Here is a 24,809-nt window from a genome sequence, read left to right as displayed (position 1 = left end):
GCAGCGTACGGCGGCAGACGGGGAAGGGGAATGGCTGATGGCCACGGGGTCCCTCGCCCCGACAGGGGAGAGGGATGCGCAGACTTGGTCTTTGCGCGAGCAAAGGCCTAGTCGAAGCTGGGAGAGGGGAGCGCGCGGAGCGCGCGCGCGAGCCGGAGGCTCGCTTCGCCCCTCTCGGAAGCTACGCCGGTCCGATTACATAAGCCTGACCCGTTCGTCCTGCGTAGCCATTGAGCTTGTCGAAATGGCGTATCGAAGGACTGCTTGGGGCTGGTGCTTCGATACGGGTCTTCGACTTCGCTCAGCCCCTACTCAGCACGAACGATCCTACCTGTTGGGGTCACGCTCCCGCCAGCAAGCTGGCAAGCTCCGCTATCCCTCTCCCCTGTCCGGGGAGAGGGCAACGCTCTGCGCTCGCGCAGCGAGACTCCAAATACCCCAAAAACAAAACCGCCGCCCGGTTACCCGGACGGCGGCTTGTTCGCTTCACAAAGACCTGAACGATCAATCGTTCAGATATTCGCCCGCATCGGCGTCGGTGCCGGTGCCCGAGGGCACGACATCGGCCAGCGGATCGCTGACGCCCTGACCGTCGCGGGGCGAGCGGGCCAGTTCGGCGGCGTGTTCTTCCTCGGCCGAGTTCGGCGCGACGAAGCCGGCCAGCGCCTTTTGCTGGGCCCGCAGCGCCGCGTCGCGCGACGATGCCGCGACCCGGAGGCGGTTCATGCCCGCCCCGGTTCCTGCCGGGATCAGGCGGCCGACGATGACGTTTTCCTTCAGACCGTTCAGGCTGTCGATCTTGCCCTGCACCGATGCCTCGGTGAGAACGCGGGTCGTTTCCTGGAACGATGCGGCCGAGATGAACGACCGCGTCTGCAGCGACGCCTTGGTGATGCCGAGCAGCACCGGCTTGCCCTGTGCCGGGGCCAGGCCCGGCGCGAGCTTCGCATTGGCTTCGTCCATCTCGTCACGGTCGAGCTGTTCGCCGGCCAGCAGGGTGGTGTCGCCACCGTCGGTGATCTCGACCTTCTGCAGCATCTGACGAACGATCGTCTCGATGTGCTTGTCGTTGATCTTCACGCCCTGCAGTCGATAGACGCCCTGGATTTCGCTGACCAGATATTCGGCCAGCGGCTCGATGCCGAGCGTTTCCAGAATGTCGTGCGGGTTCGGCGAACCACCGATCAGGTTGTCGCCGCGCTTGACATAGTCGCCTTCCTGAACGTCGATCACCTTCGACTTCGGGATCAGATACTCGACGACCTCGCCGCCATCCTCGGGCTGGATGCCGATCTTGCGCTTCGCCTTGTAATCCTTGCCGAACACGACGCGGCCCGAAACCTTGGCGATGATCGCCGCCTCCTTCGGGATACGCGCCTCGAACAGCTCGGCGACGCGCGGCAGACCGCCGGTGATGTCGCGGGTCTTGGCCGATTCACGGGCGACACGGGCGAGAACGTCACCCGCCTGCACCTGTGCGCCATCCTCGACCGACAGCACCGCGCCCGGTGCCAGCATATAGCGCGCCGCCTCGCCCGAATTCGCGTCGAGCAGGGTCATGCGCGGACGCAGATCCTCCTTCGACTTCGACGTCGCGCGATATTCGATGATCTCGCGCTGGGCTATACCGGTCGCTTCGTCGACGCGCTCGGTGACCGTCTTGTTCTCGATCAGGTCGATGAACTTTACGGTACCGGCGGTTTCGGTGATGACCGGCGCGGTGAACGGATCCCATTCCGCCATGCGGTCGCCCTGCGAGACGATGTGGCCATCGTCGAACAGTACGTACGCACCATAGGGGATGCGATGCACCGACAGGTCGCGGCCGTCCATGTCGACGATCGCGATCTCGCCCGAACGGCTCAGCACCACGCGCCGGCCCCGCTGATCCTCGATCAGGCGCAGGTCGCGGAACTCGACCGTGCCGTCGACCGGCGCTTCGAGGTTCGACTGTTCGTTCAGCTGCGCCGCACCACCGATGTGGAAGGTACGCATGGTCAGCTGCGTACCCGGCTCGCCGATCGACTGCGCCGCGATGACGCCGACCGCTTCGCCGATATTCACCGGCGTACCGCGGGCGAGGTCACGGCCATAGCATTTGCCGCAGACGCCGATCTTGGCTTCGCAGACCAGCGGGCTGCGGATCTTCATCGCCTGCAGGCCCAGCTTTTCGATCCGCGCGACCATGGCTTCGTCGAGCAGCGTGCCGACCGGGAACACGACCTCGCCGGTCTTGGGATCGGTCACGTCCTCCGCCGTGGTACGGCCGAGGATGCGCTCGCCGAGCGACGCGATCGTCGCACCACCTTCGATGATCGACCGCATTTCCAGCGCGCGCTGGGTGCCGCAATCGTCCTCGATGATGACGCAGTCCTGCGACACGTCGACCAGACGGCGGGTCAGATAGCCCGAGTTCGCCGTCTTGAGCGCCGTATCCGCCAGGCCCTTGCGGGCGCCGTGGGTCGAGTTGAAATACTCGAGGACGGTCAGACCTTCCTTGAAGTTCGAGATGATCGGCGTTTCGATGATCTCGCCCGACGGCTTGGCCATCAGCCCGCGCATGCCGGCCAGCTGCTTGATCTGCGCCTGCGAACCGCGGGCACCCGAGTGGGCCATCATGTAGATCGAGTTGATCGGCTTCTCGCGACCCTTGTTGGGGCCGTCGTCATAGCGGCGAACCGCCTTGATCTCGTCCATCATGCTGGTCGCGACCTGGTCGCCGCAACGGCTCCAGGCGTCGATCACCTTGTTGTACTTCTCCTGCTGCGTGATCAGGCCGTCCTGATATTGCTGCTCGAAGTCCTTCACCTGATCGCGGGTCTCGTCGACCAGCTTGTCCTTGTCGGGCGCGATCAGCATGTCGTCCTTGCCGAACGAGATGCCGGCGCGGAACGCGTGACGGAAGCCGAGCGCCATGATCGCGTCGGCGAACAGCACCGTCTCCTTCTGACCGGTGTGGCGATACACCTCGTCGATGACGTCGCCGACGTCCTTCTTGGTCAGCAGGCGGTTGACCGTTTCGAACGGCACCTTGTGGCTCTTCGGCAGCGTCTCGCCCAGCAGCATGCGACCCGGGGTGGTCTCATAGCGCTTGAGGTACTGCTTGCCGTCCTCGTCGGTCTGCGGAACGCGGCTGACGATCTTGGTGTGCAGCGTGACGGCCCCGGCGTGCAGCGCCTGATGCACCTCCGCCATGTCGCCCAGCAGCATGCCTTCGCCCGGCTCGCCGGTCTTTTCCATCGACAGATAATAGAGACCCAGCACCATGTCCTGCGACGGCACGATGATCGGCTTGCCGTTGGCGGGCGACAGGATGTTGTTGGTCGACATCATCAGGACGCGCGCTTCGAGCTGCGCTTCGAGCGACAGCGGGACGTGCACGGCCATCTGGTCGCCGTCGAAGTCGGCGTTGAACGCCGAGCAGACCAGCGGGTGGAGCTGGATCGCCTTGCCCTCGATCAGCACCGGCTCGAACGCCTGGATGCCCAGACGGTGGAGCGTCGGCGCGCGGTTCAGCATGACCGGGTGCTCGCGAATGACTTCGTCGAGGATGTCCCAGACTTCCTTGCGTTCCTTCTCGACCCACTTTTTCGCCTGCTTCAGGGTCATCGACAGACCCTTGGCGTCGAGGCGCGCATAGATGAACGGCTTGAACAGCTCGAGCGCCATCTTCTTGGGCAGGCCGCACTGGTGCAGCTTGAGTTCCGGGCCGGTCACGATGACCGAACGGCCCGAATAGTCGACGCGCTTGCCGAGCAGGTTCTGACGGAAGCGGCCCTGCTTGCCCTTGAGCATGTCGGACAGCGACTTGAGCGGACGCTTGTTGGCACCCGTGATCGTGCGGCCGCGACGGCCGTTGTCGAACAGCGCGTCGACCGCTTCCTGCAACATGCGCTTTTCGTTGCGGACGATGATGTCCGGCGCGCGCAGTTCCATCAGCCGCTTCAGGCGGTTGTTGCGGTTGATGACGCGGCGGTACAGGTCGTTCAGGTCCGACGTCGCGAAACGACCGCCGTCCAGCGGCACCAGCGGACGCAGTTCGGGCGGAATGACCGGCACGACGTCGAGGATCATCCACTCGGGACGGTTGCCCGACTCCAGGAAGCTCTCGACGACCTTCAGCCGCTTAATGATCTTCTTGGGCTTCAGTTCCGACTTGGTGACCGCCAGCTCTTCGAGCAGGTCGCGCTTCTCGCCCTCGAGGTCGAGGTCGATCAGCATCTGCTTGACCGCTTCGGCGCCGATCCCGGCCGAGAACGCGTCCTCGCCATACTGGTCCTGCGCGTCGAGCAGTTCGTCCTCGGTGAGGAGCTGATACTTTTCGAGCGCGGTCAGGCCCGGCTCGATCACGATATAGCTCTCGAAGTACAGCACGCGCTCGAGCTGCTTGAGCTGCATGTCGAGCAGCAGGCCGATGCGCGACGGCAGCGACTTCAGGAACCAGATGTGCGCGACGGGGGCGGCGAGTTCGATATGGCCCATCCGCTCACGGCGGACCTTCGACACCGTGACTTCGACACCGCACTTCTCGCAGACGATGCCCTTGTACTTCATGCGCTTGTACTTGCCGCACAGGCATTCGTAATCCTTGATCGGACCGAAGATGCGCGCGCAGAACAGGCCGTCACGTTCCGGCTTGAACGTGCGATAGTTGATCGTCTCGGGCTTCTTGATCTCGCCGAACGACCATGAACGGATGCGCTCCGGCGAGGCGATGCCGATCTGGATCTGGTCGAAGGTTTCCGGCTTGGCCACCGGGTTCGCGAAATTGGTCAGTTCGTTCATTTTGCTTTTCCCTTGAAGCGGGGAAGAAGATTCAGCGTGTCCTGCATCGTTCCAGCGCGATCCTTATTAGCGCGCCAGTAAGGCAGTAACCCTGCGAAGGTTGCGACAAAGGCGACGCCCCCAATCAGCCACGCCACACCGGACTGCCAACCCAACTCGAATACGAGATAGATTGCCATTCCACCGGCGGGGATGCCGACCGCAAGGGCGTCCCGCTTCGTCACCTTACTCCGCCGCCTCGGCCAGTCCGTCGCTCTCTTCCAGGCTGCTCAACTCGATGTTGAGGCCCAGCGAGCGCATTTCCTTGACCAGCACGTTGAAGCTTTCGGGGATGCCGGCCTCGAAGGTGTCGTCGCCCTTGACGATCGCTTCATAGACCTTGGTGCGGCCGACCACGTCGTCGGACTTCACCGTCAGCATTTCCTGGAGCGTATAGGCGGCGCCATAGGCCTGGAGCGCCCACACTTCCATTTCCCCGAAGCGCTGGCCACCGAACTGCGCCTTGCCGCCCAGCGGCTGCTGGGTGACGAGCGAGTACGGCCCGATCGAACGCGCGTGGATCTTGTCGTCGACCAAGTGGTGCAGCTTCAGCATGTAGATGATGCCGACGGTGACCATCCGGTCGAACTGATCGCCGGTCCGCCCGTCGAACAGCACCGACTGACCCGAGCTGTGCAGGCCGGCCAGTTGCAGCATGTCCGACACGTCGCTTTCGCGCGCGCCGTCGAACACCGGGGTGCCCATCGGGACGCCCGTGCTGATGTTCTGGACCAGCTCGGCCAGCTGCTCGTTCGAACGGCTGTCGATATCCTCGGCATAGTGATCGCCATAGATCTCCTTCAGCCGATCCTTGACCGCCGCCGGCATTTCGCCGCCGACCGCGTCCGGGTTCGCCTCGCGCCAGTCGCGCAGCGACCGTGCGACCTGCATGCCGAGGTTGCGCGCCGCCCAGCCAAGGTGCGTTTCGAAGATCTGCCCGACGTTCATGCGCGACGGCACGCCCAGCGGGTTGAGCACCAGGTCGACCGGCGTCCCGTCTTCGAGGAACGGCATGTCTTCCTGCGGCAGGATGCGGCTGATGACGCCCTTGTTGCCGTGACGGCCGGCCATCTTGTCGCCCGGCTGCAGCTTGCGCTTCACCGCGACGAACACCTTGACCATCTTCAGCACGCCCGGCGGCAGCTCGTCGCCCCGCTCCAGCTTCTCGCGGCGGTCGTGGAACTTGTCGGTGATGCGCTTCACCGCCTCGTCATACTGCGCCTTGATCGCTTCGAGATTGCCCTGCGCCGCATCGTCGGCGACGGCGAAGCGCCACCACTCATGCTTCTCGACGCTGTCGAGCAGGTCGCGGTCGATGACCACGCCTTTCTTGACGCCCTTGGGCGCGGCCGTCGCGGTCTGCCCTTCGAGCATTTCGCGCAGGCGCGACCAGGTCGCCCGGTTGAGGATGCCGCGCTCGTCGTCCGAGTCCTTCTTCAGGCGCTCGATCTCCTCGCGCTCGATCGCCATCGCGCGCTCGTCCTTGTCGATGCCGTGACGGTTGAAGACGCGGACGTCGACGACCGTACCCGACACGCCCGGCGGCAGGCGGAGCGAGGTGTCGCGCACGTCGCTGGCCTTTTCGCCGAAGATCGCGCGGAGGAGCTTTTCCTCCGGCGTCATCGGCGATTCACCCTTGGGCGTGATCTTGCCCGCCAGGATGTCGCCCGGCTCGACCTCGGCACCGATATAGACGATGCCCGCCTCGTCGAGGTTGCGCAGCGCCTCTTCACCCACGTTCGGAATGTCGCGGGTGATGTCTTCCGGCCCCAGCTTGGTGTCGCGGGCCATCACTTCGAACTCGTCGATATGGATCGACGTGAACACGTCGTCCTTCACGATCCGTTCGCTGATCAGGATCGAGTCTTCGTAATTGTACCCGTTCCACGGCATGAACGCGACCAGCGCGTTGCGGCCCAGCGCCAGCTCGCCGAACTCGGTCGACGGGCCGTCGGCGATGACTTCGCCGGCCTTCACCACGTCGCCCACCTTCACCAGCGGACGCTGGTTGATGCAGGTCGACTGGTTCGAACGCTGGAACTTCATCAGCGTGTAGATGTCGACGCCGCTCTCGGTCGCATCGACCTCGCCGGTCGCGCGGATCACGATACGCGCCGCGTCGACCTGGTCGACCACGCCGGCCCGCTTGGCCGAGATCGCCGCGCCCGAGTCGCGCGCCACGGTCTCTTCCATGCCGGTGCCGACGAACGGCGCTTCCGCCTTCACCAGCGGCACCGCCTGGCGCTGCATGTTCGAACCCATCAGTGCGCGGTTGGCGTCGTCGTTCTCCAGGAACGGGATGAGCGACGCGGCGACCGACACGAGCTGCTTCGGCGACACGTCCATCAGCGTGACGTTTTCGGGCAGCGCCATCAGGAATTCGCCGGCCTGACGGGCCGACACCAGTTCCTCGGCGAAGCTGCCGTCCTCGTTCAGCGCCGCCGACGCCTGCGCGACGGTGTGCTTCTGCTCTTCCATCGCCGACAGGTACACGACCTCGTCCGACACCTTGCCGTCGATGATGCGACGATAGGGGGTCTCGATGAAGCCGTATTTGTTGACGCGGCTGAACGTCGCGAGGCTGTTGATCAGACCGATGTTCGGGCCTTCCGGCGTTTCGATCGGGCAGATACGGCCATAATGGGTCGGGTGGACGTCGCGGACTTCGAAGCCCGCGCGCTCACGCGTCAGACCGCCCGGCCCGAGGGCCGAGACGCGACGCTTGTGCGTCACTTCGGACAGCGGGTTGGTCTGGTCCATGAACTGCGACAGCTGCGACGAACCGAAGAATTCGCGCACCGCGGCGACCGCCGGCTTCGCGTTGATCAGGTCGTTCGGCATGACCGTCGATACGTCGACCGACGACATGCGCTCCTTGACCGCACGCTCCATGCGCAGCAGCCCGACGCGATACTGGTTCTCCAGCAGCTCGCCGACCGAGCGGACGCGACGGTTGCCGAGATTGTCGATATCGTCGACTTCGCCCTTGCCGTCCTTCAGGTCGACCAGCGTCTTGACGACCGCAAGGATGTCCTCGCTGCGCAGCGTTGTCACCGTGTCCGGCGTGTCGAGGTCGAGACGCATGTTCAGCTTGACGCGGCCGACCGCCGACAGGTCGTAGCGCTCGGGATCGAAGAACAGCCCGGCGAACAGCGCCTCGGCGGTTTCCAGCGTCGGCGGTTCGCCCGGGCGCATCACGCGATAGATGTCCGACAGCGCCTGTTCGCGCTCTTCGGCCTTGTCGACGTTCAGCGTGTTGCGGATCCACGGACCGGTCGACACGTGATCGATGTCGAGCAGCTCGATCCGCTCGATGCCGGCCTGGTCGAGCAGTTCGAGATTCTCGGGCGAGACCTCGTCGCCGGCTTCGATATAGATCTGGCCGGTCGTCTCGTTGATCAGGTCATAGGCGCTGTAGCGGCCGAAGATTTCCTCGGTCGGGATCAGCAGGTCGGTCAGGCCGTCCTTGCCCGCCTTGTTGGCGAGGCGCGGCGAAATCTTGGTGCCGGCCGGGAACACGACTTCGCCGGTGTTCGCATCGACGATGTCGAACGACGGCTTCTGGCCACGCCAGTTTTCCGGCGCATAGGGAATGCGCCAGCCGCCTTCGCCACGGACGAAGGTCACGCGGTTGTAGAAGTGGTTGAGGATGTCCTCGCCGGTCATGCCCAGCGCATAGAGCAGCGACGTCACCGGCAGCTTGCGCTTGCGGTCGATACGGACGTTGACGATGTCCTTGGCGTCGAATTCGAAATCGAGCCACGACCCGCGATACGGGATGACGCGGGCGGCGAAGAGATACTTGCCGCTGGCGTGGGTCTTGCCGCGATCGTGATCGAACAGCACGCCCGGCGACCGGTGCATCTGCGACACGATCACGCGCTCGGTGCCGTTGATGAAGAAGGTGCCGTTCTCGGTCATGAGCGGCATGTCGCCCATGTACACGTCCTGCTCCTTGATATCGAGGACGCTGCGGGCCTCGGTATCGGCGTCGACCTCGAACACGATCAGGCGCAGGGTAACGCGCATCGGCGCGGCATAGGTGATGCCGCGCTGACGGCATTCTTCCACGTCGAACTTGGGATCTTCCAGTTCGTAGGTGACGAAGTCGAGCTCGGCGGTGCCGGCGAAGTCGCGGATCGGGAACACAGACCGCAGCGTCTTTTCGAGGCCGGAGACATAGCCGATCGACGGGTCGCTGCGCAGGAACTGTTCATAGCTCTCGCGCTGGACCTCGATCAGGTTCGGCATCTGCACCACTTCGTGGATGTCGCCGAACACCTTGCGGATGCGGCGCTTGTGCGTGCCGGTTGCGGTTGCCTTGGTCGCCATGGAGTCGTGGGCCTCGCTTGCAGTCAAATCTCGTGCCCGGTTGCCACCGGGCTGGCGTGCGATCGGGACGACGAAAGCCGCGTCACCCAATATGGGCCGCAGCTGATCGAGCGTCCTGGAATGGCGACAGGCCTATACATGCAATGCGTTGCGCGACGACGCATTCTTTCCCGGTCCTGAAGCAAGCCCGCCATATAGAAGCGGTGGCGGAGTGTGTCAACGCGGGCCAAAGATTGTTTCGACTGGGCGTGGAACTAACTCGCTTCGTCGCAATGGCGGGTCCGGCGGGCTGACAGGTGCGGGCAAAGCCCGGTTGAGGGCGGGCATGCAGTTCCAGCTTTCGTGCGCGGCCGTCGTCGCGAGTCTCGCCATGCCCGCCGCCGCGCAGCAGACCAATCCGGGTGGGTCGATCCCGATCTACGACATCACGCCGCAGGTCGCGCCGACCCCGGTGCCAACTTCGACGCCGATCGCAACGCCGACGCCGACGCCGACCCCGCGCGCCACGCCTGCGCCGCGCCCTACCGCCACCCCGACCCCGCCCGCGCAACGTCCGCGCGTGACACCTTCGCCAACTTCCACGCCTTCGCCCGCGCCCGTCGCCCGCCCGACTCCGGCTCCGGCTCCGACCCCGGAGGCGACCTATGTCGGGCCGCAGGTCCTGCCGACTCCCGAACCGACCGCGAGCCCCGAACCCGCCGTCGTGCCGACCCCGACCCCCGAAGCCGCGCCGATCCAAACCGGCGATGCGCTGCCCTGGTGGCTATGGTTCCTCGGCGGGATCGCCGTCGCCGCCGTCGCGGCGTTCCTGTTCACCCGCCTCCGTCGCAAGCCGGTGGCCGTCGTCGAGGACATCGCCCCGGTCGCGCCCGTCCCGGTCCGGCCACCGGAGCCGGTCGCTCCGCCCCCGCCGCCGCGCCCCGTCGCTGCGCCCCCGCCGCCGCCGCCACCGCCCGCGCCCGTCGCGCCGAACCCCGGCCCGTTCCTCGAATTCCAGCTCGCCCCCCTGCGTGTCGGCACCGAGGGCGACCGGATCCTGCTCGATTTCGACCTGACCGTCGGCAATCCCGCCCCGATGCCGGTGGCCGAGGTGCGTATCGCGACGATGCTGCTGACCGCGCACGCCGAACAGGACGAAGCGATCGCGACCTTCTTCGCCAACGATGCCAAGCGCGGGCTCGACCCGTTCGCGCTGGGCGCGGGCGAGCGCCGCCATCTCGAAGCGACGATGACCCTGCCGCGCGTCGCGGTGAATATCGTCACCGCCCGCGATCGCCCGTTCTTCGTGCCGATGATCGCGATCGACGCGCGCTATCGCTGGGAGGACGGCCGGGAGTCGCGCACCACCGCCGCCTTCATGGTCGGCCCGACCGCACCGCAGGGCAAGCTCGCACCGATCTTCACCGATCGCGGCGACCGCATGACCGACCGGCTGGAAGTCCGGCTCTATGGCGAGGTGCAACGAACGTAACGCGCCGCGCCATTCCACTTGGCGATAATCGATATAGTCATTAGCGTCCGCACCGGATCGAATTGGGGGCGGCATGGGGCGGCGGGACCGGATATTGCGACTGACGCTCGGCGTGCTGCGGCTGCTGCTCGCACTGAACATTCTTTTCGCGGTCGCCTTCCTGCTGGCGGCGATCGCCAGCCTGCCGCTGCACGACATGCTGGCCGCGCGAATCGCCGCCAAATATCCGGCGATCGATGTCGAGCGGATGGTCGGCGGCGTTCGCGCGCTGCTGCTGCTGGGCGTCGTCGCGGCGGTGCCCGCGCACGTCATTTTCTCGCGCCTGACCGCGATCATCCGCACGGTGCTGGCGGGTGAGACCTTCGCGTCGCCCAATGCCCGGCGGGTGCGGGCGATCGGCTGGGCCTTGCTCGCCATCCAGCTGCTCGACATTCCGCTGTTCCTGATCCTGCCGCGCTTCGCCGGCACCGGGGTCGGTCTGGACGGGTCGTCCTTCTCGATCGGGGGATGGCTGTCGGTGCTGGTGGCGTTCGTGCTGGCGCGCGTTTTTGCCGAGGGCGCGGCGTTGCGTGAGGATCTGGAGGGGACGGTCTGATGGCGGTGCTGGTCCGCCTCGACGAAGTGTTGCTCGCCAGGCGCATGACGCTGACCGAACTGGCGCAGGCGGTCGATATCACGCTCGCCAACCTGTCGATCCTGAAGACCGGCAAGGCACGGGCGATCCGCTTCACCACGCTCGATGCGATCTGCCGCGTGCTCGAATGCCAGCCCGGCGACATTCTGGTTCATGCCGATACGGCAGAGGAAAGCGCTACCGACGACTGATTTGCAAAAGGGGGACCGATGATGCCTATCATGAAACGGCTGTTGCTGGGGGCGGCGCTGGCCGTGCTGCCGGCGATGGCGACCAATGTGGCGGCGCAACCGCGCCCCGCCGCCGCACCGGCGAAGCTTGCGATCGACATGCGTTATTTCACGCTGCCCAACGGGCTGAAGGTCGTGCTGTCGCGCGACACGCTGGCCCCGACCGTCACCGTCGGCGTCTATTACGGCATCGGTTTCCGCGTCGAACCGCGCGAGCGGACCGGCTTCGCGCATCTGTTCGAACATCTGATGTTCCAGGGATCGCAGAATGCGCCGAAGGGCGTCTTCATCCGCACGATCAGCAATGCCGGCGGCGTGCTGAACGGATCGACCCGGTTCGATTTCACCAATTATTTCGAGATCGTGCCGTCGAACGCGCTGGAACGCATTCTGTGGCTGGAGGCCGATCGCATGGCCCGCCCGGTCATCGACGACACGGTGCTCAAGAACCAGCAGGGCGTCGTCGGCAACGAAGTGAAGGTCAACGTCCTCAACCAGCCCTATGGTACCTGGCCGTGGATCGACCTGCCGATGCTGGCCAATACCAACTGGTATAACAGCCATAATTTTTACGGCGACCTGAAGGAGATCGAAGCGGCGACCGTCGCGGATGCCAAGCAGTTCCAGTCGGAGTTCTACCGTCCGAACAATGCGGTCCTCGTGGTTGCGGGCGATATCGACTATGCCCAGGCCGAGGCGATGGTCCGCAAATATTTCGGCCCGCTGCAAAAGGGCGCGCCGGTGGTGCTGCCCGACCTGGCGGAACCGCGCCAGACGGCGGAGAAGACGCGCAGCCGCGTCGACGCGCTGGCACCCAAGCCCGGCTGGGCGGCGGGCTATCACATGCCGCCGCGGGGCACGCCCGAATGGTATGCGATGGGGCTGATCGACCAGATGTTGCTGCAGGGCGACGACAGCCGCCTGTCGCGCAAGCTGATCGCCGAGACCGGTATCACCGGCGAATTCCAGGGCGGGATCAACGCCTATCTCGGCAACATGTACAATTACAACGGCCCGATGCTGTGGGCGTTCAACTTCACCCACGACCCCAAATTCACCGATGCGCAGATCCGACAGGCGGTCGACGGGGTCGTCGAACAGCTCCGCACGACGCCGGTGACCGTCGCCGAACTCGACCGTGCGCGCACCAAGCTGCGTTCCGACCTGTATTCGTCGGTCGACGGCGGCAATCGGGTCGGCCTGATCGACCTGCTCGCCGTCTATGCGCTGTTCGACAATGATCCGCAGGCGGTGAACCGGATCGAAGCGTGCTTTGCCAAGGTGACCCCCGCGCTGATTCAGAAGACGGCGCAGGAATATCTCCGCCCGACCAACCGCTCGATCTATACCATCGTGCCCGGCAATGCCGCAGCCCAGGGAGCCAAGTGAGATGCGCCGTTCGATCCTGCTCGCCGGCCTCGCGCTGATCGCGGCACCGCTTGCCGCGCAGACCCAGCCGCCGGCACTGCCCGCGCCCGAAATCGGGGCGCCCAAGCCGTTCAATGTACCGGCTTCGGAAACTTATACCCTGCCCAATGGCATGGGCGTGACGCTGATCCCCTATGGCAATGCGCCCAAGGTCACGATCATGCTGCGCGTCTATGCCGGCAATCTGGAGGAGGGGCGCGATACCTGGCTGTCCGACCTGACCGGCAACATGCTGAAGGAAGGGGCGGGGAGCCGCGATTCGAGCGCGCTCGCCACCGCCGCGGCCGGCATGGGCGGCAATCTGTCGGTCGGGACCAGCTATACCGGCACGTCGATCAACATGAGCGGCCTCAGCGAATTCGCGGCGCAGGCGGTCGCACTGGTCGGCGACGTCGCGCGCCGGCCGACCTTCCCCGCCGGCGAGTTCGCGCGGGTAAAGGCCAACAGCGCGCGGTCGCTGGCACAGGCGCTGGCGCAGCCGGGCACGCTCGCCGATTATGCGCTCGCCCGCGCCATCTATGGCGATCACCCCTATGGCCGGACGGTGCCGACCCCCGCGCAGCTCGACGCCTATACCCTCGATCAAGTGAAGCGCTTCTACGCCACCAATTTCGGGGCGCAGCGCGCGCGGCTGTACGTCGCGGGACAGTTCGATCCGGCGGCGGTCAAGGCCGCGGTCGAAAAGGCGTTCGGCGACTGGCAGAAGGGGCCGCCGCGTCTGTCGCTGGTCCCGACCGCCACGCCGGGACCGCGAGTGCTGCTGGTCGATCGCCCCGGCGCGCCGCAATCGACGATCCGCCTCGCCTGGCCCGCGCCGCTGGCCGGCAGCGCGGAGGACATCCCGATGCGCGTCGCCAACGCGCTGCTCGGCGGCAGCTTTTCGTCGCGGATCACCCGCAACATCCGCGAGGACAAGGGCTACACCTATTCGCCCGGATCGGGGATCGACCAGCGTCCCGGGGATGCCGCATGGACCTTCGACGCCGACGTCACCACCGCGGTGACGGGCGCATCGCTCAAGGAAGTGTTCCACGAGATCCGGACGCTGCAATCGACCCCGCCGGGGGCGGACGAAGCGGCGGGCATGCGCAGCTACAATGCCGGGCTGTTCGTGTTGCGCAGTTCGGCCAGCGCTGCGCTGATCGGGCAGATCGCCACGCGCGATGCGCTGGGCCTGCCCGCCGACTGGCTCGACCGCTATGTGCCCGCGACGATGGCGGTCAGCGACGCGCAGTTCAGCAGCGTGATCAAACAGAATCTACCGCTCGATCGGTTCACGCTGGTCGTGGTCGGCGACCTCGCCAAGGTGAAGCCGCAGCTCGACGCATTGCCCGAGTTGAAGGGCGTGCCGGTGCAGACGGTGACGGTGCCTTGAACGGGGGGGGCGGGGCGGCGTGATCCGCCCCGGGGTTACTGGATGACGACCGGGGGTGGCGGCGGCACGTCAGCGCTCGCCGCTGTCTCGGGTGGTCGGATCGCAAAGCGGATGCGTTCGATACAACCGCTGGCGCCGGTCGTCGACGGTGCGCGACGCGCGGTGCGGACCACCTGCATCGCTTCCCGACCGAAATCCTCGGCCGGCTCATTTGCCAGCACCCGGGTGTTGCCCACTTCGCCCCAGGGAGCGACATCGAACTGGACAACCGCCCATCCTTCGATCGAGCGGCGGTTCCACGCTGGCGGATAGATCAGCCGCGGTTGCTGCACCCATGGTGCGGCCGGGCAGTGCGGGGTCGGACCGAACGCATCTTCTGGCGGAGCGGGTGGTGCCGCGATCCGGAGCGGGCCACGCCAATAGGGGTACATGCAGCCGGTACGCGCACCTGCGACGAATCGCGATTTCGCGACGGCCTTGCGCGATGCCGCATCCAGTGCTGCGTCGCCGGTACCGGCAACGGTTCGCACATTGATCGGGCGACCCTTTTTGTCGAGATCGTAGCCGGTCATCGACCATTGCCGATCCCCCGGCGTGCCAGGAAGCTTTTCGAAATCCGGATAGACGCGCAACAGTTCCGCCGGATGCGGCCGACGCCGGCAATCCGTATCGGGTGGCGTGATCCGGTCCCAGCCTTCGGGAGGCAACTGCCCGCTGCTCTGGTCGAGCGAATAGGCCATCAGGTCGGCCCGGTCGGCCATCGCGAGCGGAGCCAGTTCGATCGTGAAGTCGATCGCGCAGTCGTCTCGCGGACTGCCGGACGCGAACTGCGACGCGGCGAAGGCGGGGATGAGATCGCTGCCGAACGGGATATAATCGCCGCCGCCCTCCCGCTTGATCGACAGCGGCCGACCGCTCGCATCGATGCGGAACCGTAAGGTCGTCATCTTCAGTGGCACTTCGGCCCATGCCAGCTCGGGGCGCGACCGGATTAGTTGTACCGGATCAATGACGGTACCGCCGCATCGAACCGGGCCGGCCTTCCATTGGGCCAGACGTTGCTGGGACGGCGGCGGTACGACCGAAGTGGTGGCCGCCGTCAGGAACAGCGCGAGCGAAGCGATTGCCATGGCACGCAGGATGCGGGCGTTTTGTGACCCGCGCAAGTCGTCGCGGCTTCGGGTTACCGGATGGCGCTTGGAACTGCATCCGGTGGCCATGGCGGAAACGAAAAGGGGCGGTCCCCATTCGGGGCCGCCCCTTTTCCTTACCGTGCAAGCCGGGATCGAAGTGAATTCGATCCCGTCGGTCGGGCCGTTCGGCCCGCCGGCCGGCCTTGGCGGAGGGCGACAGGCGCCGCCTGTCGATCCCCGCCTGCGGCTTACTTGACTTCGACGGTCGCGCCGGCGCCTTCGAGCTGCGCCTTGATCTTGGCGGCTTCGTCCTTGTTGACGCCTTCCTTGACGGCCTTCGGAGCGCCTTCGACCAGCGCCTTGGCTTCGGTCAGGCCGAGACCGGTGATGGCGCGGACTTCCTTGATGACGTTGATCTTCTTGCCGCCGTCGCCGGTCAGGATGACGTCGAATTCGGTCTGCTCTTCAGCAGCCGGGGCAGCGGCGCCACCGCCAGCGGCCGGAGCGGCAGCAACGGCAGCAGCGGCCGAAACGCCCCACTTCTCTTCGAGCAGCTTCGACAGTTCAGCCGCTTCGAGGACGGTCAGTTCGCTCAGCTGGTCGACGAGCGCGTTCAGGTCAGCCATGATATTCTCCGTAAATCAGATAGGGGTAAATTGGTCGGAAGCCGCCGATCAGGCCGCGTCCTTCTCCGCATATGCCGACAGGACCCGGGCGATCTGTGCCGCGGGAGCCTGGGTGATGGTCGCCAGCTTCGTTGCCGGGGCAACGATGAGGCCGACGATCTTGGCGCGCAGTTCGTCGAGCGACGGCAGCGAGGCAAGCGCCTTGATACCTTCCGCATCGAGGAGCTGACCGCCCATCGCGCCACCGACGATCTCGATCTTGTCGTTCGTCTTGGCGAAGTCGTTGATGACCCGTGCCGCGGCAACGGGGTCGGTCGACGTCGCCAGCGCCGTCGGGCCGGTCAGCAGGTCGGCGATCACCGCGTACGGCGTGCCTTCGGCTGCGATCCGGGCAAGACGGTTCTTCGAGACCTTGTAGCTCGCGCCGGCGTCACGCATCTTGTTGCGCAGGCCCGTCGATTGCGCGACGGTCATGCCGAGGTTGCGGGTGACGACCACCACGCCGACCTCGTTGAAGGTGCGGTTCAGCTCGGCGACGGCTTCACTCTTCTGAGTGCGATCCATGCCGTTCTCCTTAACTGGGGCGGTTCCCGAACCGGAAAACGCCCGCGTACAATCCGCGCGTCGCGGTTGCGACGAACGGGGCGACAGTCCGTGAAGGGGCATGGTCGCCATGCGAAGGAACCGGGCAGTCGCGCGGATTTCCCATGGCTGGCCCGGCGTGGCGAAAGCTGCGCCCGGCGATATAACGCATTCCCCGCCTCGGCAGGACATTAAGCGGGGAACCCGCACCTGCTGTCTCGGACGGACGTCGGACATGGACGAATCCTGCCACGACGCTTGGCCGCGCGCTTATGCCGGACCCGTGCAGGAGTCAAGCACGGGAAGCCGCTTGACCTTCGGCGACGACGCTTCATTAGTCTTACAAACCGACGGGGGTCGCATGGCGCGCACGACGCTGGAAATCTGTATCGACAGTGTGGCGGGGTTCGATGCCGCCATTGCCGGGGGCGCGGACCGGGTCGAATTGTGCGGGGCGCTGTCGGTCGGCGGACTGACGCCGTCGCCGGGCCTGACCGCTCTCGTCGTCGCGCGGGCACGGATGGCGGGCGTTCGGGTCCATGCCATGGTCCGGCCCCGCGCGGGCGATTTCGACTATTCGCCAAACGAGGTCGCGACCGCGATCGCCGATGCGCGGGCGCTGATCGCCGCCGGGGTCGACGGGCTGGTGTTCGGGGCGGTGCGGGGCGGTTCGATCGACGAAGCGGTCACGGAGCAATGGGTTGCCGCCGTGCGGACGGTGCGGGGCGATATCGACCTGACGCTGCACCGCGCGGTCGACCTGCTGTCCGATCCGGTCGCGGCGATCGAACCGGCGATCGCGCACGGCTTTGCACGCATCCTGACCTCGGGCGGTGCGGTGCGGGCCGTCGACGGGGCGGGGGTGATCGCGGCGATGACGCGCGCGGCGGCGGGGCGCATCGTGGTGATGCCGGGATCGGGCGTTCGGCCGGACAATGTCGCGGCGCTGCTGACCGCGACGGGCGCGGGGGAGGTCCATGCCTCTGCCGGGGTGGCCGTGCCGCAGGACGATGCGCTGGTGCAGGCGCTGGGCTTTGCCAGGCCGGGACTGGCCCGGACCGATGCGATGGTCGTGCGGGCGCTGCGCGCCGCGATCGACGAATAAGGAGAGATCGGATGAGCTTCATGCCCCTTGGGCGGCGCGCCCTGCTGACCGGAACGGCGGGAACGCTGGCGGTGGCGACCCTGCCGATGCGGGCGCTGGCCGCACCGCGCGCGACCGAGCCGAACGGTTTGCTGCACGGCCTTGCCCCGCGCGACGGCTTGTTCGAACGCTTGCCCGTCGAGGATCCGTCCCGGACGCTGCTGGCGCGCGGCTGGCTGTTCCACGAGGGCGACATCACCCCGCCGCTGCCGGTCACCCATGACGATACGTATAGCAACGCCAAGGCCGGCAATGCGCGCGGTGCGGCGGCGATGGACCATGACGATAGCGACTGGGCGGAGGTGACGCTGCCGCACGACTGGGCGTCGGCGCAGGGGTTCGTCGAGACCGCCAATGTCGCGCAGGGCTATCGCCCGCGCGGGATCGGCTGGTATCGCCGGACGCTGCGGCTCGACCCCGCGGATCGCGGCAAAAGGCTGGAACTGCACTTCGGGGCGATCGCGACCGCGGCGACGATCTGGATCAACGGCAGCATCGTCGCGCGCAATTTTTCGGGCTATAATGCGATCGATATCGACCTGACGCCGTTCGCGCGCTTCGGCGACGAATTGAACGTCATCGCCATTCGCGTCGACGCCAACGCCATGGAAGGCTGGTGGTACGAAGGCGCGGGCCTGTACCGCCATGTCTGGCTGTCGAAGCGTCCGCCGGTGTCGATCGCGACCTATGGCGTGCATTGCGATCCGCGGCTCGGTGGCGATGGTCGCTGGAGCGTGCCGGTCACCGTGACGCTGGACAGCATCGCGCGCGAGGCGGCGATGGCGAACGTGCTGGTCGACCTGCTCGATCCGGCGGGGAAGGTGATCGGCAGCGCTCGCGGGCAGGCGCAGTTGCAGCCGCTGGCGCAGGCGGAGGTCGCAATTACGCTGCCCGTCGACAATCCGGTGCGCTGGTCGATCGAGACGCCGACGCTCTACACCGTCCGGGTGACGACCGATGCGCCGGGCGGCGGCGACGAACGGCGCATTCCGATCGGGTTTCGCACGATCCGCTTCGATGCCGAACAAGGATTCTTCCTGAACGACCGGCACGTCAAGCTGAAGGGCGTGTGCCTGCATCAGGACCATGCCGGGGTCGGCGTGGCGGTGCCCGACGCGCTGCTCGAATGGCGGTTGCAACGGATGAAGGACACCGGCGTCAACGCCATCCGCTGCTCGCACAATGCGCAGGCCGAGGCGTTCTACCAGCTATGTGACCGGATGGGGTTCGTCTTGATGGACGAGAACCGGATATTCAACCCGGCGCCGGAGAATATGGCGCAGCTCGAATGGCTTGTCCGGGCGCATCGCAATCATCCCAGCATCATCCTGTGGTCGGTCTTTAACGAGGAACCGATGCAGGGCACCGAAGCGGGCGTCGAGATGGTGCGGCGGATGGCCGCCCATGTCCATGCGCTGGACGACAGCCGGCCGGTGACGGCGGCGATGAACGGCAGCTTCTACGACCCGCAGAATGTGTCGAGCGTGGTCGATGTCATGGGGTTCAACTATTATCAGGGCGATTACGACAAGTTCCACGCGCTGAACCCCGCCAAGCCGAGCACGTCGTCGGAGGACACCAGCGCGTTCATGACGCGCGGCGCCTATGCGACCGATCAGGAACGCCATGTCCTGTCGTCGATGGACGACGAAGCCGCACCATGGGGCGCGACGCATCGCAAGGCATGGGCGGAGATCGCCAAACGTCGTTTCATCGCCGGCGGGTTCGTCTGGACCGGGTTCGACTATCATGGCGAACCGACGCCGTTCACCTGGCCGACCATCGCCAGCTTCTTCGGCATCCTCGACCTGTGTGGTTTTCCCAAGACCGCCTATGACATCCATCGCGCGCACTGGATCGACGACACGGCCGTGGTCGGCATCGCGCCGCACTGGACATGGCCGGGCAAGGAAGGGCAGCCGATCGCGCTGCTCGTCACCAGCAATGCCGAACGGGTGCGCGTGGTGCTCAACGGCCGGGTGATCGGCGAGCAGGCGGTCGACCGGATCATGGGCAACAGCTTCACCGTCCCCTATGCGCCGGGCAGGCTGGAGGCGAGCGCGCTGAAGGGCGGGCGCGAGGTCGCGCGGGCGGTGCATGAGACAGCGGGGCCGGCGGTCGCGCTACGGCTGACGCCGGCGCGGCGCCAGATGCTGGGCGACAATGAGGATGTCGTGCCGGTCACGATCGATGCGGTCGATGCGAAGGGGCGGCATGTGCCGACCGAGAACCGGATGACCCGCTTCACCATCGATGGCGCGACGTTGATCGGCGTCGGCAATGGCGATCCCAACAGCCATGAAAGCGAGAAGGCGCCGCAGCGGTCGCTGTTCAACGGCCTCGCGCAGATGCTGGTGCAGGCGGGCGAGGGACGCGGCAAGGTGGCGATCGTTGCCAGTGCCGACGGACTGCGCCCGGCGCGGCTGGTGATCGACCGGGTCGCGGCGACCCCGCGGGCGCAGGTGGCGGTGACGCCGCCGGGGGCGTTCATCCTGAATTGGCGGCGGTCGCCTTCGTTCGCGACCGCGCCCGATCCGGCGCTGATCCCGCCGGTCAACGACAATAACAGTTGGGACTTTACCCGCAGCGGCAACACGACGGGGCCGGAAGCGGGCGCGTCGTTCCGCCTGTATCGCGCCACGCTGCCGGTCCGGCGGCGGGTGGTGGAGGAAGGCGGCAACGTCACCTTCGCCCGGATCGACGGGCGGGCCAGGGTCTTTGTCGATGGCAAGGCGGTCGCGGCCAAGACCGACTTCGCCGCCGCGCCGCTGGTCGCGTCGATCCCGCCGGGGGCGAAGACCATCGCGGTGATCGTCGAGGCGCAACCCAATACGCGGTCGGGATTCAACGGCACGGTGCGGGTCGCGCCGAAGGGATAGCGACCGCCCCCTTGCTCCCTCCCGTTTGCGAACCGAACGGCTATGTGCGGTTAGAAGCAGGGAACGGGCGCTACCTCACCGGAAGGCGCCGATTTCCGCGACGGCAATCGCCGGCGCCGGCACCGCCGGTTGCGGGAAGGCGAAGCGGAGGTAGCGGGCCGGCCGCGCCTTCGGGAAGGGCAGCCGCTGGGTCGCGCGGGCGTAGTTGATGTTCTGGAACTCGCCTTCGCCGCCCGGCGTCCAGCTCTTGCCATCCATGCTGGTTTCGACGCGATACTTCATCGGCGGGGCGGCCTGCGGATCGACATGTCGGGTCGGGGTCAGGGTGAAGCCGGCAATCGTCTCGCCGCGGCCCATGTCGATCGTCAGCGATGCAGGCGCGGGGCTGACCCATGCGGTGCGGGGGCTGGCGTCGAGGATCGCTTCGCCGCCGGGCGCGCTGGCGGCGGTGATCTTCCAGCCGGTGCGGTCGACGATGCTCGCGTCGCTGACCTTCAGCGGGGGCAGGTCGACCGGCGCAACAGACTGAAACAGCGCGAATTCGCGGATCGCCGGACCGGCTTCGGCGGCGACGGTGCGGAAGCGGACGCGGCGGGGGCTGATCGGCTCGGGCAGGCGTATGAGGCGCTGCGGGCCGACCATGTCCTTTTCGGCGACGGTCGTCCACTGGTCGCCGCCGTCGGACACGTCGATGGCGAAGCGGGTGACGCGCAGGCCCAGCGGCAGCCATTCCTGCAACCGGATGGTGTCGAAGCTGCGGCCGGGCGGCAGGTCGAGGATAAGGCTGGCGTTTTTCGCTTCCGGCGGGGCGAGCCAGAAGGTGTCGGGGCGGCCGTCATTGACGAATTTGGCCGAAGCCCCGGGCAGGTCGGCGCTGGCGGTGGCGACCGCGCCATCGGCCTGGTTGTTGCCAAAGGTTGCACGGAGCGCGTTGCCGAAGGCGGTCAGGCTTGCGACGTCGCGGTCGTGGATCCGGCCCCGGCGATCGGGGGGCAGGTTCAGGTGGAAGGTCGTACCATGACCGACCGAGTCATTGTACATTTCCATGATTTTGCTCGGTAATTTTACCTGCGCATCCTCATCGGCATGGTAGAACCAGCCCGGCCGGATCGAGACGTTGGTCTCCGCCGGCCACCATAGTTCGGCGCCGCGCACGCCGGTGTTACCTTCGGTCTGGTCATAGGGGTGGTTCGGCATGGTCGGCCAGCACGGGTCGGCGGCGTGGCCGTCCTCGTTCCCGACCCAGCGGATATCGGCGCCCAGCGGATCGAAGGTGCAGGCGTTCGGTTGCAGTTCGTGGACCAAGGCGATGATCGAGGGCCAGTTATAGTATTGAACCGCATCGATTTTCCGCGTCTCGCGCGCGCCGCCATAATAGCCGTCGCCGCCGTTCGCGCCGTCGAACCACACTTCGAACAACTCGCCATACCGGGTGCAGAGTTCGGTCAGCTGGGCACGGTAATAGGTGATGTAGCTGGGCGTACCATAGTCGGCGCGGTTGCGGTCCCATGGGGACAGGTACACGCCGAAGTTGATACCGCCACGCCGGCATGCCGCCGCGAGTTCGCCGACAATGTCGCCTTTCCCCTGTTTATAGGGCGAATTGCGGATGCAATGTTCGGTCAACATCGTCGGCCACAGGCAGAAACCGTCATGATGCTTGGCGGTCAGGATCAGGCCGGTAAGTTCGCCCGCCTTGGCCGCCGCGACGATCTGATCGGGGTCGAAATCGGTCGGGTTGAACAAAGCGGGGTCTTCGTCGCCATAGCCCCATTCCTTGTCGGTGAAGGTGTTGATCGAGAAATGGATGAAGCCGTATTGGCGATGGTCGTGCCATTTGAGCTGGCGCGGCGACGGCGTCGCACCCCATGCCGGGGGCAGGACGCGGTTGCCGCCGCCACCGGCCGCCGCGACGGGCGACACGCGCGGGGTGCAGGCGGCGGCACCGGCGATCAGGCTGCTGCCCATCAGGCTGCGGCGGGAAAACTTCATTGCTCTGCTCCGGGTGCGTTTGATTCGGGGACAAGGGGTTCGGGGATCAGCCAGGTCTGCGCGATCTGATGACCGCGCCCGCCGCCGCCGACGCCCGGCGGGCGATGCCATTCGAGGGTCAGCGCGCCATCGGCGGTAAGGGTTTGCGGGATGGCGGTTTCCACCGTCTCGCGTTCGCCGTTACGCGCGCGGAAACCGTGGAGTTCGACACCGTCGCCGGTCAGCCGCATCGGCAGCGCATAGCCCTCCCCCGCCCAGCGCGCGACCAGGCGGTAGCGGCGACCCCGCTCCAGCCCGGTATAGGACAGGCGCACGGGGGTTTCGTACAGCCCCTCGGCATAGCTCAGATCGGCCATGCGCCAGCCCTGATCGGGGATATGGTCGGCGACGCCGTCGATCGCGCTGTCGAGCGATTGAGGGTCGGCATCGAAACCGGGGCCGCGCACCAGATGCGGTTCGGCGGTCGGATCGCCGAGATCGTCGTAGATCGCCATGTCGCGGCTGCGCCATGGGTCGCCGATCGCAACGAGCCGGGCGGCGGCGTCTTGATGGGTCAGCGCCTCGGCCATCTCCGCCTCGACGACATTGCGGTCGTTCAGTTCGATATCGGCGCGGTCGAGATTGGCGCCGCGTTCCCAGTTGGAAGCGCCGTGGCGCGGCACCGACAACTGCATCCGGGCGCGATCCCACAGGCGATCGGCGATCGCGGTCAGATCGGCGCGCAGCGGGGCGACGACCGCCGGTTCGGGACGGGCATAGGCGAAGCGGGCGGCGGCGACGGTGGCCTCCGCGCCGATCGCCGGGGCCTGTCGCAGCGTCCAGCGTGCCTCGCCCTCATTCGCCTTGGCGGCGATCAGGCGGTGGCGGACCAGCGCGTCATAGGTGGCGCGGTAGCGATAGAGGTCGATGCGCCAGTCGGCCCATGGCGCGGGGCGAAGATCGGCGACCAGCCGGGCGGTGGCGTCGATCCCGGCATTGGCCGAGGGGTCGCCGCGCCAATTGGCCTCGAGTGCGTCCGGTACGGCGGCGAACGTGTTGTCGCCGACGAACATGCGGGCATAGTCGGCAGCGACGTCGGTGGCGGGCGTTGCCGGGTTCCAGCCGAGGCGGAACCACTGGCTGACGTTCCAGTCGTCATTGACCCCTTCGCTATAGGTCACGAAGCCGCGCGTGCCGGGGGCGAGATAGGCGAAGATGCGCGTCGTCGCGGCGGGGCGCGGGTTGACCGGTTCGCGACCTTCGGTGAGCGCGAAGGCCGGGTGCCAGTCGGGGATCGGGAATTGCGCGTGCATGGTATGCGCGGTGTCGGGGTAGGTTTCGATGGGGAAGCGGCCGGCGATGCGGCGGCGATGCTCGGCGATGCTGTCGCGGGTCTGTGGGCCGACGAAGATCGCGGTCAGCCAGCGCGGGCGCTTTGCAAGTTGTGCGTGGAAGGCGTTCAGGCCGGCGGCGTCGAAGCCCTGCGTCGACAGCAGCACTTCGGCGTGCACGAAGCGCTGGCGCAGCGCGGCGGCGATGCGTTCGGCCACCGGGAACAGCCGGTCGGGCGCGGTATGGCCGGGATCGCCGCCGGGAATGTAGAGCGCGTCGAGTGCCGGCAGTTTCGCGGCGAGGGTGGTGACGTCGGCGACTTCGGCCTGCGTGGCCCCGGGTTTGTCGTAGTCGCGCAGCAGCGGGTAGAAGAGCGCGACGTCGAGGCCGAGGCGATGCGTGGCCGCCGCGACCGCGACCAGCGTTTCGGTGGCGGGCAGCGGCGATAGCGGCGAGGTGGCGGCATCGTCGGACACGGGCGCGACGAACTGGATGCGGTTGCCGCCGAGCAGCGCGAAATCCTCGATCCGGCGGGTCAGCATGGCGACGGTCCATGCGTCATAGCTGTTGTTCTTGGGCCGGTAGCCGATCTGGGTACCACGGATCGCCATCGCCGGGGCTTCGGCGATGTGGGTCGGGGCGGTGAGGGTGAGCTTGTCGAGATGGCGCAGCAGCCACCCGGCGGCGAACAGGCGGGCGCGGGTGGTCGCGGCGCGGATGGTGATGCTGTGGCGGCCGGTGGTGATGGCGAAGGATTCGGGGGCGAGCCTTGCCGATACGAACCGGATCGCCACGGGCGTCATCCCAGCGGAGGCTGGGATCTCTTGGTTCTCGGGCGGGACAGGAGC

At 66.6% G+C, this 24,809-nt stretch carries 15 protein-coding genes; 7 read left to right on the top strand and 8 right to left on the bottom strand.

Translation table 11 applies throughout. The features are described from left to right. Positions 1-504: 504 nt before the first annotated feature. Genes rpoC through rpoB form a run of 3 tightly spaced genes read right to left on the bottom strand, consistent with a single transcriptional unit; the run spans position 505 to position 9,156 of the window. Positions 505-4,785 (bottom strand): DNA-directed RNA polymerase subunit beta', encoded by a 4,281-nt coding sequence (gene rpoC / locus ACZ1JS_RS12530; protein ID WP_242119878.1) that lies wholly within the window; start codon positions 4,783-4,785, stop codon positions 505-507. Continuing rightward, positions 4,782-5,009 (bottom strand): hypothetical protein, encoded by a 228-nt coding sequence (locus tag ACZ1JS_RS12525; RefSeq protein WP_465166343.1) that lies wholly within the window; start codon positions 5,007-5,009, stop codon positions 4,782-4,784. Before ACZ1JS_RS12525 ends, rpoC begins: the two co-directional genes overlap by 4 nt. A gap of 1 nt (position 5,010) precedes the next feature. After that, positions 5,011-9,156, bottom strand: a complete 4,146-nt coding sequence (gene rpoB / locus ACZ1JS_RS12520) for a DNA-directed RNA polymerase subunit beta (protein WP_465166342.1) — start codon at positions 9,154-9,156, stop codon at positions 5,011-5,013. A 325-nt stretch (positions 9,157-9,481) separates the two neighbouring features. On the opposite strand from rpoB, the gene ACZ1JS_RS12515 reads away from it, so the two are divergent. From ACZ1JS_RS12515 to ACZ1JS_RS12495, 5 genes are all read left to right on the top strand, one after another. After that, positions 9,482-10,627 (top strand): hypothetical protein, encoded by a 1,146-nt coding sequence (locus ACZ1JS_RS12515; protein WP_465166341.1) that lies wholly within the window; start codon positions 9,482-9,484, stop codon positions 10,625-10,627. A 73-nt stretch (positions 10,628-10,700) separates the two neighbouring features. Then, on the top strand, positions 10,701-11,222 hold the full coding sequence (locus tag ACZ1JS_RS12510) for a DUF2975 domain-containing protein (protein ID WP_465166340.1): 522 nt from the start codon (positions 10,701-10,703) through the stop codon (positions 11,220-11,222). Continuing rightward, positions 11,222-11,452, top strand: coding sequence for a helix-turn-helix domain-containing protein (locus ACZ1JS_RS12505; protein ID WP_242119872.1), 231 nt, complete (start codon positions 11,222-11,224; stop codon positions 11,450-11,452). Before ACZ1JS_RS12510 ends, ACZ1JS_RS12505 begins: the two co-directional genes overlap by 1 nt. Before the next feature lie 18 nt (positions 11,453-11,470). Continuing rightward, positions 11,471-12,880 carry a M16 family metallopeptidase gene (locus tag ACZ1JS_RS12500; RefSeq protein WP_465166339.1) on the top strand — a complete coding sequence of 470 codons (1,410 nt, stop codon included), beginning with the start codon at positions 11,471-11,473 and terminating at the stop codon, positions 12,878-12,880. Position 12,881: 1 nt separating this feature from the next. Next, entirely contained in the window at positions 12,882-14,294 is a 1,413-nt protein-coding gene (locus tag ACZ1JS_RS12495; protein WP_465166338.1) for a M16 family metallopeptidase, read from the top strand. A 35-nt stretch (positions 14,295-14,329) separates the two neighbouring features. Here the strand turns inward: ACZ1JS_RS12495 and ACZ1JS_RS12490 are convergent, their stop codons facing one another. The 3 genes from ACZ1JS_RS12490 to rplJ form a co-directional block, all read right to left on the bottom strand. Next, complete coding sequence (locus ACZ1JS_RS12490; RefSeq protein ID WP_465166337.1) at positions 14,330-15,424, bottom strand: energy transducer TonB; 1,095 nt, start codon at positions 15,422-15,424, stop codon at positions 14,330-14,332. Between the two features lie 251 nt (positions 15,425-15,675). Then, positions 15,676-16,053: a 50S ribosomal protein L7/L12 gene (gene rplL / locus ACZ1JS_RS12485; protein WP_242119864.1), complete on the bottom strand. Its 378-nt coding sequence runs from the start codon at positions 16,051-16,053 to the stop codon at positions 15,676-15,678. 48 nt (positions 16,054-16,101) lie between these two features. Continuing rightward, a complete protein-coding gene (gene rplJ / locus ACZ1JS_RS12480) occupies positions 16,102-16,617 on the bottom strand; it encodes a 50S ribosomal protein L10 (RefSeq protein WP_055761025.1) in 516 nt (171 codons plus the stop codon). Between the two features lie 379 nt (positions 16,618-16,996). Between rplJ and ACZ1JS_RS12475 the strand changes: the two genes are divergently transcribed. Continuing rightward, positions 16,997-17,740 (top strand): copper homeostasis protein CutC, encoded by a 744-nt coding sequence (locus ACZ1JS_RS12475; protein ID WP_465166336.1) that lies wholly within the window; start codon positions 16,997-16,999, stop codon positions 17,738-17,740. 20 nt (positions 17,741-17,760) lie between these two features. Beyond that, entirely contained in the window at positions 17,761-20,658 is a 2,898-nt protein-coding gene (gene galA, locus ACZ1JS_RS12470; protein ID WP_465168689.1) for a beta-galactosidase GalA, read from the top strand. A 75-nt stretch (positions 20,659-20,733) separates the two neighbouring features. Here galA and ACZ1JS_RS12465 read toward each other — a convergent pair whose 3' ends face one another. Together ACZ1JS_RS12465 and ACZ1JS_RS12460 are read right to left on the bottom strand one after the other, a co-directional pair. Next, on the bottom strand, positions 20,734-22,650 hold the full coding sequence (locus ACZ1JS_RS12465; RefSeq protein WP_465166335.1) for an alpha-L-fucosidase: 1,917 nt from the start codon (positions 22,648-22,650) through the stop codon (positions 20,734-20,736). Continuing rightward, positions 22,647-24,764, bottom strand: a complete 2,118-nt coding sequence (locus ACZ1JS_RS12460) for a hypothetical protein (RefSeq protein ID WP_465168688.1) — start codon at positions 24,762-24,764, stop codon at positions 22,647-22,649. Before ACZ1JS_RS12460 ends, ACZ1JS_RS12465 begins: the two co-directional genes overlap by 4 nt. Positions 24,765-24,809: the final 45 nt, after the last annotated feature.

This window comes from Sphingomonas sp. BL-S-05 (assembly GCF_055521695.1).
The sequence above is the reverse complement of the archived record's forward strand: the minus strand, read 5'-3'. Positions and strand labels throughout refer to the sequence as shown.

Excerpts from the sequence above, each read along its gene's own strand:
- rpoC (WP_242119878.1), bottom strand. The coding sequence starts at position 4,785 with ATGAACGAACTGACCAATTTCGCGAACCCGGTGGCCAAGCCGGAAACC.
- rpoB (WP_465166342.1), bottom strand. The coding sequence starts at position 9,156 with ATGGCGACCAAGGCAACCGCAACCGGCACGCACAAGCGCCGCATCCGC.
- ACZ1JS_RS12515 (WP_465166341.1), top strand. The coding sequence starts at position 9,482 with ATGCAGTTCCAGCTTTCGTGCGCGGCCGTCGTCGCGAGTCTCGCCATG.
- ACZ1JS_RS12510 (WP_465166340.1), top strand. The coding sequence starts at position 10,701 with ATGGGGCGGCGGGACCGGATATTGCGACTGACGCTCGGCGTGCTGCGG.
- ACZ1JS_RS12505 (WP_242119872.1), top strand. The coding sequence starts at position 11,222 with ATGGCGGTGCTGGTCCGCCTCGACGAAGTGTTGCTCGCCAGGCGCATG.
- ACZ1JS_RS12500 (WP_465166339.1), top strand. The coding sequence starts at position 11,471 with ATGATGCCTATCATGAAACGGCTGTTGCTGGGGGCGGCGCTGGCCGTG.
- ACZ1JS_RS12495 (WP_465166338.1), top strand. The coding sequence starts at position 12,882 with ATGCGCCGTTCGATCCTGCTCGCCGGCCTCGCGCTGATCGCGGCACCG.
- ACZ1JS_RS12490 (WP_465166337.1), bottom strand. The coding sequence starts at position 15,424 with ATGGCAATCGCTTCGCTCGCGCTGTTCCTGACGGCGGCCACCACTTCG.
- rplL (WP_242119864.1), bottom strand. The coding sequence starts at position 16,053 with ATGGCTGACCTGAACGCGCTCGTCGACCAGCTGAGCGAACTGACCGTC.
- rplJ (WP_055761025.1), bottom strand. The coding sequence starts at position 16,617 with ATGGATCGCACTCAGAAGAGTGAAGCCGTCGCCGAGCTGAACCGCACC.
- ACZ1JS_RS12475 (WP_465166336.1), top strand. The coding sequence starts at position 16,997 with ATGGCGCGCACGACGCTGGAAATCTGTATCGACAGTGTGGCGGGGTTC.
- galA (WP_465168689.1), top strand. The coding sequence starts at position 17,761 with ATGCCCCTTGGGCGGCGCGCCCTGCTGACCGGAACGGCGGGAACGCTG.
- ACZ1JS_RS12465 (WP_465166335.1), bottom strand. The coding sequence starts at position 22,650 with ATGAAGTTTTCCCGCCGCAGCCTGATGGGCAGCAGCCTGATCGCCGGT.
- ACZ1JS_RS12460 (WP_465168688.1), bottom strand. The coding sequence starts at position 24,764 with ATGACGCCCGTGGCGATCCGGTTCGTATCGGCAAGGCTCGCCCCCGAA.